Raw genomic sequence first — 10679 nt, forward strand, 5'->3', positions numbered from 1 at the left:
ATCCCCGGAGGGCAAGCAGGCGCTCGCCGACCCCGCGCGAACGGTACAGGAGCTGGCCGACCTCACCGAGCGGGCCTGGCACGCCCTGCTGGCCCAGCACTGGGCCAGCATTCGGGCCCTGCTGGAAGCGGACATCGCCCACCGGTCGGGGCGGCTGGCGGCAGGCGGATGGGAGGCGCTCTTCGCCGACCTGCATCCGGATCTGGCCTGGTCAGACGACACGCTCCTCCACAGGACGCCGCACGATTTTCCGGGGGCACAGCATGCGGACGGCCGAGGCGTGTTGATGGTGCCCAACGTCTTCGTCTGGCCAGACGTGGTAAGTGGCTTCGCCGAGCCGTGGCAGCCCACGGTGATCTATCCGGCCAGGGGCGTGGGCACGCTCTGGCAGGCCCCTGCCGCGGGAGCGCCGGGCGCGCTGGTTCGGCTCGTCGGCCGGACCCGGGCCGCCATCCTGGTCGACCTGGACGAACCCGCCTCGACGACGGCGCTCGCCCATCGCCACGGCCTGGCGCCGTCGTCCGTGTCGGCCCACCTGTCAGTACTGCGCGACGCCGGGCTGCTGACCGCACGCCGGCACGGCCACCAGGTGCTGTACGAGCGCTTACCCCTCGCCGTGGCACTGCTGGCGGCCGAATCGGTGGCTCACATCATTTGAGCGTCCATCGGGCGAGAGTGCGGCAAGCGTGGGGTGTCGGGATGGGAGCTGCCTAAGACACCCCCCGCGTCGCCTTCGAGGCAGAGGCCGGCGATGACCGTCTCTTCAGGGGTTCTGGGGCCGGCAGCCCGGCAACCGCGCTCGGTTCATTCGCGCCGTCGGGTTATGAGCCAGAGCCGGTGCCCACGGCGGTCGCCTCGTCGTTCTCCAGCGCCCGATACAGCGTCGACCGCCCCACGCCGAGCTCGCGGGCGATCTGGGTGACCGACTGCCCGCGCGGTCAATAGCCGCCCGAGCGGAGCGTCAGCAGGCCGGCCAGCAGACCGAGCAACGCCAGTCCCAGCAGGGCCCTGTCGTAGCCACGGATGGGATGGCGCTCGTAGTCCTCGGGCCGCCAGCGCCGCTCCAGCCGCGTGGCCCAAACCAGCGCCGCGCAGAAGAAGCCGACGACGATCAGGGAGCGTGTCCACTCCGCGTTGGTCGTGGCCTCGATCTTCCCGCACAGCGCGTGTTTGCGTGTCAGATACGTGTCGGGCGCGAAGACGCTCGGCTGAGCGGGCATGCGATCGCAGCCGGCGATGAAGCTCAGCGGCCCGGAGACGAAGGGCGGAATCTCGGGCTCGATCAGCTCTCCCGAGGCGCCGGCACGTAACTGCGCCTGCGCCGCTGTCCACGTCTGCGCAGGAACGTCCGGCACCTCGAGCAGGCCCTGGGTGATACCGGCGATCAGGGACCCGAACTTGGGCGCCGAAACCGGCACGGTCCTTTCCAACTCCTCGGTAGGTCCCAGGCCGACCAGGGCGAAGAACACCGCGATCACGCCGAGCGTGATCGCGCTCGCGACGATCGCGAACCACGGAGAGTGTCTGGCCGTCAGTACGGCGACGCCGGCGACGATGCCGATGAGCATCCACCAGGACGCCAGGGAGGGATAGGCGGCATCCGAGCCCGCCAGGAGGTTGGCAAGGCTGACCGGTGCGGCCATCAGCAGGCTGCCGAGCACGAGCAGGAACCCCTTCAACATCAGCATCGGCACCACCTCGTCCTCCGCGGTGTCTTCGTCCAGCCCTTTGCCGAGGAATCTCAGCAGCTCAGTGAGAGCCAGGACGGCGAGCCCGCCAACGAAGAACGTGGTCACGCTGAACAGGAACGGCCACCGTACCTCCTTGATCAGCTCGCCCAGCGCGTTCTCGCCGGCCGCAGCGAGGAAGGTCCCCGAGGCCGACAGCAGGACGGTGAGGACGGGGAACCCGATCACCGGTTCGTCTTCCTGCTTGGCCCGCATGGTCCGCCGGTAGCGCACCAGGGCGTCGATCACCACCCCCAGCAGGCCGCCCACGAGGGCGGAGATCCACACCTCGCGGGTCTTGGCCAGCAAGATTCCGGCGGCGATCCACGAGAACCAGCCGAACGTGGCCCCTAACGCAGCGAGGAGCCCGAAATACAGCGCCTTCCGCACAACCAACATGAGGGTGATGTTCCACCCCGTCCGCTCCGGCGAACTCCCACCGGATGCGGGCGGGCTCGATTGCGCTGATCGGCGGTGATCCGCTTGCTGCTCATGACAGGGCGCTTCCTTCAGCTGGCAGAGGCAGTGGGAGGGCATGGCGAAGCCCTCGCCGGGCGGCTGGCCCGGCGAGGTTCCTGGAGGGCCGAGTTCGCCGAGCTGGTGCGGGATCGGCAGGCCGCCGTCTCCGCTGTCGGCGGTCCGCCTGCGCTCCCGCCTGCGTGAGGCGAACCGTACATCATACGGTTGAAGCTTGCGGGAAGCGGGAGTGCGTTCTTCACAAGTTGCCTGGTCAAGATGCCCTAACGAGTATGTCTCTAGGTTCAGACTGGGGATCACTGCGCTGTTGCGGTGGCCCTCAGATTGCGGTTGGCGCGCTGGCAGCAAGGCGCGATCCGGCCACGCCGGCGCGGGTGAGGCCCCGGCGCAGTCGGTCAGTCGGCGGTAGTGGGGACCTGGTCAGGCGTGGAATGCCGGCGCCGGCCACGGTGAGGAACTGCGCCGCGAAGGAGTTGACAGTTCACGATCATCTTTCGCTACCGTGAACATATGAACAGTTCCTCAGATAAGCAGACGTCGGCGATGGACGCTTGTACCGCCCGGCTGGTCGATGCCGACCGGGTCGCCGCCGTGCGGGAGCGGATGCCGTCGGGCGAGGATCTGACCGACACCGCCGATGTCTTCGGCCTGCTGTCGGATCCGAACCGGCTCGGGCTGCTGGTGGCGCTGCTGGACGGTGAGCTGTGCGTGTGCGACCTGGCGGCGGTCAGCGGGTTGAGCGAGTCGGCGGCATCACACGCGCTGCGGCTGCTACGCGCGCATCGCATCGTGTCCGCGCGCCGCGCCGGGCGGATGACCTACTACCGGCTTGACGACCCGCACGTGCGGATGCTGCTGGATGTGGCGCTGGCCCACACTGGCCACACCGAGGCGCTGCACCCCGAACGCGGTGAGAACACCTGATGGGCGCCGGCCACGGTCACGGGCACACCACCCGCCAGATCGCCCTGGCCATCACCCTGGGCACCCTGATCGCCGCCGCCGCGATCAGCTTCCTGTTCCTCTAACACCCGCCATGGCCGACACGACCGGCATCCGCGGCGCCGGACATTGATTCCCCGCACGGCCACCGCTTCACCGCTACCCGTTCACCGCACAAGGAGGACCGTCCATGATCGGCCGTCCGATGCCCGCCCGCGTGCGGGCCGCCTACCGCGCCGAGATGCGCGCCGCCCGCACCGCACCCACCGACGAGGCCCGGTGGTGGCACCTGGAACGGGCACACATCCTGTCCCAGCCTTGGCCCTGGCCGCACACGGCCAACCACATCGCCATGTTCGCCCTCGCCGTACGCCAGCGCGACCGGCGCGAAGCCCTCGGCCAGGTCGTGCGAATCATCGTGGCCGCGCCCGGCTCCGCGCTGGGCCGCTCTCCCGAAGGCAACACCGGCCGCGCAGGTGTCGGCCTGACCCAGCCGATGCCGATGCCTGCCGACCTGGCCAAACTGCTGCAGACCGCCTGAGAGACGATCGCCGCCGGCGTGAACGCCGAGGCGACCGCGCTCAGCTGACCTCGCTCGCCTCACCCCCGGCCGACAGTCGAGGCGTCCTACCGCCACGCTCCGCTCCGATCAGCTTCGAAGGCTGGTCCGGCTTGGCGAGCGTGGCGTAGGCCGTACTGCGCGAGATCTTCAGGATGCGGGCGGCCTCGGTGACACTGACGCCTTCGTCGACCAGACGGCGCAACGTCGCCTCCTCCGCCGGACCGACCGCGCGGGGCCGGCCGATGTGCTTCTTGCCGGCAAGCATCTGCCCGGACTCCTGACGGCGCTTGGCCGCGGCGATCCCCTCGGCCTGCCGCTCGGCGCGCAGCTCCAACTCGTACTCCGCGGCCGCGGCCAAGACCGCGAACATGAAGCGGCCCTCCTTGGTGTACCTCGGCGGCGCGGATCCGCTCGTGATCGGCCGTCACGGTCGTTGGCGCGACGGGTCTCGCACGGTGCTGGGCTACATCCGCGGCATCGATCGTTGGACGTAGAGCGGCGATCTCGCCGGGTGTGGAGAACGCGGGCGCCCCCGGTCGACGGGATATGCCGGAGACGCCGCGCGCCGGGCACGGGCCGGCGACCCCTCCAGCAGTCGGCCCGCGCCTCCTGCGTACCAGTGATCGCCCGATCACTCTGCGCGGACACGCGAAACCGGCCGGACCGGGACGCACCCGCAGCCGGCGCGACGGGGCGCTCCCGGGGGATCATCCGCAGCTCGCCCGGGGCGCCCCGCGCCTCGGCGAACCGGCTCCCCCAGCCGGACCGCACGGCACCTGAATGCCAGTTACCGGCCGGACACGGGCAGTGAACGGCCGGCCCCCGGCTCCGACGTGCCGGCCGCGGCTGACGTCCACGGGACCACAGGCGGCCCGTGGTCCCATGAGTGGCACTCGAGCAGCGGCTCCGGTGTCCAGTCGCCGGGCCGACGGGTTGGTGATGGTCAAGGGCTGTGGCGCTTCACCAGGTGATCGGTTGGCTGGTGAGCAGGGGTCGGACCTTGGTGAGCATCAGGTCGAGGAATTGGTCGGGGTGGCGGAAGGAGGCGAAGTGGCTCGCGTCCTGGATGAGGGCGAAGTCCTTGACGGGTGCGGTGACGTCGTTGAAGAACCGCCGGACCGGCTCGGGCGGGGTGATCACGTCGCGTTCGCCCTGGAAGATGAAGAACGGGATGGTGAACGTGGTGCCTTCGGCCCATTCGTCGATGGTCGCGGACTCGGGCGCGACGCGCTGGGAGAAGCTCATGGCCTTCACGTAGGCGGGCAGCTCGCGCAGGGAGTGCAGGGGCGAGGACAGCAGGGAGCCGACCACGACGGTCTTGATGGTGTCGAAGGTGAGCGGGTCGGAGCCGACGGTGTGCTTGTTGTACTGTGACCAGTCCTCGACGCTCCAGGCCGACCTGTCCGGGCCCATCGCGGTGACGGCGGCCAGTTCCTTGCGCTTGCCGGCCGTGCCGAGCCGGTCCAGCAGCGCGCGGTAGGCGGTGTGGTCGCGGCCGCCGGCGTTGATGTTCTGGTCGGTGCCGACGTAGGCGCAGTACAGCTCCGGGTGGTTGCGGGCCAGGCGCAGCCCGATGAAGGAGCCGAAGGAGCAGCCGAGCAGCACGACTTTGTCGACGCCGAGCCGGGCGCGGATGTGCTGGGTGACCTCCAGGGCGTCGCGCTCGAGTCGCTGCAGGCTCAGGTCGCCCTGCCCGTCGGGGCCGCCGCGAGCGAAGGTCTTGCCGGCGCCGCGCATGTCCCACCGCACGATCGTGAAGTGCCGCTCCCAGGCGCGGGTGCGCGAGGCGAAGATCAGGTTGGTGGCGCCAGGGCCGCCGTGGAGTTCCAGGATCACCGGGTTGCGGTGGTCTTCGCCGCGGATGGAGATCCATTGGTCGATGCCGCCGATGCGGGCGAAGCCGGATTCCTCGATGCCGTACGGGCTGGTGATGCGCAGTCGTTTGGCGTGGGCGGTGCGCCTGAGCCGACGGTAGCCGAACAGGCCCGCGGCGGGGACGGCGATGACCGCGCTTGCGGTTGCGGCGACGACGATGCCGAGCATCTGTTACTCCTCTAAACTGTTTATGATCTAAACAAGGATGTTTAAGCTATATACAGTTGTGGGAGGGTGTCAACCGACGTCCGCGAACGACCTCATCAAGGGGAGCAACCATGGCCAGGGCAGCCAAGCCGCGCGAGAACAAAGACAAGAAGGCGCGCGACCTGCCGACGGGCATCGCGCTGCTGTGGGGCGAACAGGACCAACCCGCCCGCGGACCCAAGCCCAGCCTCACCCCCCAGCGCATCGCCCAGGCCGCCGTGACCCTCGCCGACGCCGAAGGGCTGGAGACCGTCTCGATGAACAGGGTCGCCGCCGAATTCGGCGTCTCGGCCATGGCCCTGTACCGCTACGTGCCCGGCAAGACCGAACTTGTCGAGTTGATGGTCGAAGCCGTCCTCGCCGAACCTCCCGACCTGTCGGCCGCCGGCTCCGGCTGGCGAGCTCGGCTTTCCGCGTGGGCCCACCGCCAGTGGGCGGTCTACCAGGCCCATCCCTGGCTGCTGGCCGCCACCGCCATGCGCCGACAGATTATGGGCCCCCACCAGCTCGCCTGGATGGACGCCGCACTCGCCGCCCTGGAACCAACCGGCCTGACCGCCGGCCAACGCCACCAGGTCTTCCTTCTGGTCGCTGGTCAGGTACGCAGCCTCGCCCAGCAACGGGCCGACTTCGACGAGGACCGCAACCGTGAATGGGGCCGCCTGACCAGCGAACTACTCAACCGCCACAGCGATCGCTTCCCCGCCCTGACCAAGGCGATCGCCGACGGCGCATTCACCTCCACCGAGCTTGATCCGCTCGACTTCGGCCTTGATCGCATCCTCGACGGTGTCCAGATGCTCATCGACCGTGCCTAGCGAGCATCACCCCCCCTACGATCGCTGACCTGCTGACGCAGCTGCGGCGCAGGTGAACGACGGCATCCGATCGGCGGCCCGAGCCGACCGACAAGGACTCGCGCCAGACCAACGTGATTCGGGCTCATCGGCGTGACTCTTGGTCCCTATAGCGCCTAAATCCGGTCCGATCCTCCCCGAGGCCAGTCCCTGCCCGGCCCGCCTTTCGGCCACTGATGCCTCTACCTGGGACATCGCCAACACGGGACCACGGGCTATCCGTGGTCCCGTGTCATGTCACCAGGAGCCGAGCCTGAGAGCTGCTACGGCGTCGTCTCTCTCTGAGAGTGTTGCCGCAGGCCACAGCGGGTGACGGCTGCGGTGTCCGACCGCGAGTTTCGGTCCGGGCGTTCGGGGATGAGTCCGGCGCTCGCCACCGCGATAACGACGGGAGGGGCGTTTCCGCAGGTCGCAACTGGTAACCCGCCCTATTCGACTCCGATGAGTTGCCGTCGAGGGAGGCGGCCCTGGAGGACCTGGGACGAGTCAAGTCATGTCCCTGGCCCTGGATGCACGTCGGTCTTTGGTGATTTGTCGAAGAAGCAAGGAAGCGACTCCAGCACCGCGATGCTGGCCGGCGGAAACTGGTGCGGAGGATCAACGGAACCTTCTTCGTTGGCACGCAGGTGTCGGTCGATGAAGCGTTGCGTTCTGCTAAGGACCGTGGCGCACTGAGCGGCTGTGATCTGGCCCCGGTGGAGGGCATCAGCAAGCTCGTCGAGGTCCAGGACGTGGTAGCGATCAGCACCGGGTGGCACCAGGAAGTCAACGTAGAGGTCATGAACGACAAGTCCGGCCTCGGTCAGTTCAATCTCGACCAGGTCGATGTACCACCAACCCTCTACCGGGCCCTCGAACACGGCGGGCCTGGTCAACTGGATGCCTTGGTCGAGCAACAGGAAGCTGCGATCGATGGTCGGCCGTCCGGCCACTTGATACTCGGGCAAGAGCTGCGTGTCGTAGGCGACAACCTCTCCCATCCGGCGGCCAGGGCACCACTGACCCGTTCGGTGAAAGACCCAGACGCTCTCGATGAGCGGCGTTGTGGTCATCACGTGACCCCTCTCATGACCCAGCAAGGTTCGGCTGGCCGAAGCGACCCATCGGGGTTAACTGGCAGCCCAAGCGATCCATCGACGATGATTGTCTGGGTGGACTGCTCACCTTCACCGCCAGGCCCTTATCCCTTCGGCCAACCCCTTGAGGGACTCGACCGGGTGCTCGACCTCCGTCCACGGTGGCGTGAGGTCGGTGGACTCGAAGCGGGGCACCACGTGGAGGTGGAAGTGGAAGACGCTCTGCCAGGCCGTCTCGCCGCTGGCGTGCCAGAGGTTCACGCCAGCAGCCCCGAGCGCGCCGGCGACTTGCCGGGACACCTCGACCGCGGCCCGCATCACGTGTGCCGCCGTCTCCACTGGGATCTCCCCCAGGTCCCGGTGGTGCGCTCGCGGGACGACCAACGTGTGACCCTTGGTGGCCTGGGCGAGGTTGAGGAAGGCGATGGCGTGCTCGTCCTCGTGGATGGTTTGCGAGGGCTCGGTGCCGGCGACGATGCGGCAGAAGACGCAACTCATGAGCGGCATGATCACAGCTCGTCCGGCCAGCACGCAAAGGCCTTTCAGCTTGTGACTCTAGCTATCCATCGACATCGACGATGAATCACCTGGCCGGGGATAGCTGAGGAAGTCCGCGCCCGCGAGCTTGGCATACCGCATGGCCGTGATCGGATGAATACCGAGGGCTTGTGCGAGCACGGAGGGTGGGGCCTCACGGACGAGTTGAAGCCAGGTTCCGCTTCGTGCGGCGAGTGGCGGGATTCCTTCTCTTTTCAGTCGGTCGACGATCATTCGTGACGTTATCGGCTGGCCGGGCATGCCGCCGGGAAACAGCCACGGGGAGTCCGGGTTGGCGGCGGTGTTCATGTGGGGGCGGTTACTGAGGTAGGTGCGGAGCAAGGTCGCGAAGGGCTCTGGAACAGTGATCCATTCCCGACTCAGACGTATCTCGACCAGCTCGCCGATCACTTTGACGTGATCGGTCCGCATGCGCGCGATGCGCTGGACAGGCTGGCCGAAGAGCAGGATGAGGCAACCTGCGATTCGGTGATCAGCGGGCATGGTCTCGTGGAGAAGCAACATGCGTAGGAGTTCGAGACGGTGTCCCCTATGTGCGGGTGGCCGAGGTAGGGCCGGCCGGGGATCGTGATGCCTTTGATGAGGCGCTGTCGCACCGCCCAGCCGAGGAAGTCGTCGACCTGTTGCCGGGTGCTTGGTCCGGTGGAGAGCCAAGTGTCGATGTCGTGCTGCGTGCAGGCATGGACGTGGCGTCCGCGTTCGTGAAGCCAGTGGAGGAACCCGGTGGCGATCGTCGTTGACTGTTTGGCGTGCAGGAAGGCGTTCTCGGTGACGGGTGCCCGGGCGGCTTGGGCGCGGAGACGACGGAGATGGTGCCAGCGTCCGAACTGCTCGACGATCTTGCGCTGCTCGGGGCTTTCGATGCTGGCCAGTTTGGCCGCGAGCCAGCGTTCATACCCAGCGACGTAACGGTCGCGGAAGGGCAGTATCCCTTGCGCCACGAGGAGTTCGCGAATGTACTCGACCGTCTGGGACTTAGGCAGGGCGTCAAGTGCAGCGTGGTTCATCGGCAGGGTGCCGTTGCCGAGCGCTCTAAGCAGGGTGACGACCTTGGGGTTCGTCCGGATCCAGGTGACTCCGCTATTGGGTCGGCGCATCCCGGTCAGGGTAGTGATCAATGGGACCAATTCGGGCCGGACCACTCCTTCGGAGTCGGCGAGAAGCTTGGTGAGGAGACTCTTGAGCTCGCAAGCCCAGCAGGTGTTCTTCTTGGCGAGCCAGGTTTCGGCGCCGCATTGGTGACAAGTGAGGTCGAGGGGTATTCGGCTGCACTCGAGGCAAGTCGGTTGGCCGGCCGCGTCGAGCCCGGGGGTCATGCCTTGATGGCCGCAGCCGGCGCAGACGCCGGCGCGGCGCTTGGCGGCTTGATAGCAATACATGCAGATCGGACCCTCTGGCCAGTTGGCGGCAGTGAGATGGTGTTCTCCGCAGCGAGCGCAGGCGATGTAACGGTCTGGATCTGGTGCCGGGCGTGGTCGGGGCTTGCGCGGGCGGCTCACGGTTCGTCGTCCAGGATGCGGGCTCGTTCTGGGCGGATGTCGTGCGTGAGTTCCACAACGGACTGATCTCCGGCCACCTTCTTGCGGGCGGTCGTTTCGGCATAGGGCTCGATCAGGTTGGCTGGGGTGCAGTCGAAGATGTCGCAAAGCGAGATGAGCGTGCGCATCGACAGGCGTTCGGGTTTGTCGGCGACCAGTCGGTAGACCTGGGCCGAAGACAGCTTCACACCGCGCTCGCGCAGTAGCGGGATCAGGTCGGTCGTCTTCCACATGTCGTGGGCAGCCATGATCTGTCGAAGGTGCCAGTGGAAGTTCAGGCGTCTGGTCATGGTGTGCCTCCCTGGCCTGGACGGTTCAGGGCGCGGCTGATGGTGCGGTCGAGTGCTTGACGTAGGACGCGGTTGCAGAAATCCGACGACACCGACGTATATAGGGCGGTCGTCGACGCATATGAGTGCCCGACCTGGTGCTGGACGAATAACGGGTCGTAACCGCCCTCAATGAGGTGAGTTACGTAGGAGTGCCGCAGGCAATGCAGGCCGATCTCCGGCGGCAGACCCACCGCCTCGCGGTACTCGGCGAACCTGGCGCCCAGAGGATCCAGCTGCAGGCGCGGCGAGCGCTCGCTCGGCCAGAGGGCGGTCCCCGTGCTGGCCGTCGGGAACAGGTGCCGAAACTCGTTCACCCATTGGTCGACTACTCGCACCGACCAGGGAAAGACGGTCAGCACGCTGCGTCTCTTGGGTGGACTACCTCTGGTCGCTTTGCCCCACCGAACGTAGAGCGCGCCACGTTCGCCGAACTGGTGCCGGTCTTCGCCGCCCGGCACCGGGTCATCGCGCCAGACGCCCGCGGGCACGGCGCCTCCGACAACGCGACCGAGCCGTTCCGCCACACCG

Annotated in this window: 13 protein-coding genes and 1 pseudogene; 4 read left to right on the top strand and 10 right to left on the bottom strand. The window is 67.6% G+C overall.

Going from position 1 to position 10679, the window contains the following annotated elements:
* The coding region (locus AB0H81_RS41090; RefSeq protein ID WP_358386739.1) for a DUF5937 family protein at positions 1 to 658 on the top strand (658 nt) is incomplete at its 5' end.
* 163 nt (positions 659 to 821) lie between these two features.
* Here the strand turns inward: AB0H81_RS41090 and AB0H81_RS41095 are convergent.
* Both AB0H81_RS41095 and AB0H81_RS41100 read right to left on the bottom strand, forming a co-directional pair.
* Positions 822 to 926, bottom strand: a pseudogene (locus AB0H81_RS41095) (helix-turn-helix domain-containing protein); the annotation flags it as partial.
* Positions 927 to 938: 12 nt separating this feature from the next.
* Positions 939 to 2126, bottom strand: a complete 1188-nt coding sequence (locus tag AB0H81_RS41100) for a hypothetical protein (RefSeq protein ID WP_358386742.1) — start codon at positions 2124 to 2126, stop codon at positions 939 to 941.
* 621 nt (positions 2127 to 2747) lie between these two features.
* Here AB0H81_RS41100 and AB0H81_RS41105 point away from each other — a divergent pair.
* On the top strand, positions 2748 to 3128 hold the full coding sequence (locus AB0H81_RS41105; protein ID WP_358386745.1) for a metalloregulator ArsR/SmtB family transcription factor: 381 nt from the start codon (positions 2748 to 2750) through the stop codon (positions 3126 to 3128).
* Positions 3129 to 3336: 208 nt separating this feature from the next.
* Positions 3337 to 3687, top strand: a complete 351-nt coding sequence (locus AB0H81_RS41110; protein WP_358386747.1) for a DUF3703 domain-containing protein — start codon at positions 3337 to 3339, stop codon at positions 3685 to 3687.
* A 40-nt stretch (positions 3688 to 3727) separates the two neighbouring features.
* Here the strand turns inward: AB0H81_RS41110 and AB0H81_RS41115 are convergent, their stop codons facing one another.
* Both AB0H81_RS41115 and AB0H81_RS41120 read right to left on the bottom strand, forming a co-directional pair.
* Positions 3728 to 4126 (bottom strand): helix-turn-helix domain-containing protein, encoded by a 399-nt coding sequence (locus AB0H81_RS41115; RefSeq protein WP_358386771.1) that lies wholly within the window; start codon positions 4124 to 4126, stop codon positions 3728 to 3730.
* A 542-nt stretch (positions 4127 to 4668) separates the two neighbouring features.
* On the bottom strand, positions 4669 to 5751 hold the full coding sequence (locus tag AB0H81_RS41120) for an alpha/beta hydrolase (protein ID WP_358386750.1): 1083 nt from the start codon (positions 5749 to 5751) through the stop codon (positions 4669 to 4671).
* A 110-nt stretch (positions 5752 to 5861) separates the two neighbouring features.
* On the opposite strand from AB0H81_RS41120, the gene AB0H81_RS41125 reads away from it, so the two are divergent.
* Entirely contained in the window at positions 5862 to 6608 is a 747-nt protein-coding gene (locus AB0H81_RS41125) for a TetR/AcrR family transcriptional regulator (protein ID WP_358386753.1), read from the top strand.
* A gap of 530 nt (positions 6609 to 7138) precedes the next feature.
* On the opposite strand, the gene AB0H81_RS41130 is transcribed toward AB0H81_RS41125, so the two are convergent.
* The 6 genes from AB0H81_RS41130 to AB0H81_RS41155 form a co-directional block, all read right to left on the bottom strand.
* The gene (locus AB0H81_RS41130) at positions 7139 to 7699 is read right to left on the bottom strand and encodes a hypothetical protein (RefSeq protein ID WP_358386756.1); all 561 of its coding nucleotides are present in this window, start codon (positions 7697 to 7699) and stop codon (positions 7139 to 7141) included.
* Positions 7700 to 7813: 114 nt separating this feature from the next.
* A complete protein-coding gene (locus tag AB0H81_RS41135) occupies positions 7814 to 8221 on the bottom strand; it encodes an HIT domain-containing protein (protein WP_358386758.1) in 408 nt (135 codons plus the stop codon).
* 57 nt (positions 8222 to 8278) lie between these two features.
* The gene (locus tag AB0H81_RS41140) at positions 8279 to 8671 is read right to left on the bottom strand and encodes a hypothetical protein (RefSeq protein WP_358386760.1); all 393 of its coding nucleotides are present in this window, start codon (positions 8669 to 8671) and stop codon (positions 8279 to 8281) included.
* Entirely contained in the window at positions 8668 to 9660 is a 993-nt protein-coding gene (locus AB0H81_RS41145; protein WP_358386763.1) for a hypothetical protein, read from the bottom strand. Before AB0H81_RS41145 ends, AB0H81_RS41140 begins: the two co-directional genes overlap by 4 nt.
* Before the next feature lie 116 nt (positions 9661 to 9776).
* Positions 9777 to 10109: a helix-turn-helix transcriptional regulator gene (locus AB0H81_RS41150; RefSeq protein ID WP_358386766.1), complete on the bottom strand. Its 333-nt coding sequence runs from the start codon at positions 10107 to 10109 to the stop codon at positions 9777 to 9779.
* On the bottom strand, positions 10106 to 10679 hold a 574-nt coding region (locus AB0H81_RS41155), incomplete at its 5' end, for a site-specific integrase (RefSeq protein ID WP_358386768.1). The genes AB0H81_RS41155 and AB0H81_RS41150, both read right to left, overlap by 4 nt.

The organism is Nonomuraea sp. NPDC050691 (assembly GCF_040654455.1).
GTDB lineage: Bacteria > Actinomycetota > Actinomycetes > Streptosporangiales > Streptosporangiaceae > Nonomuraea.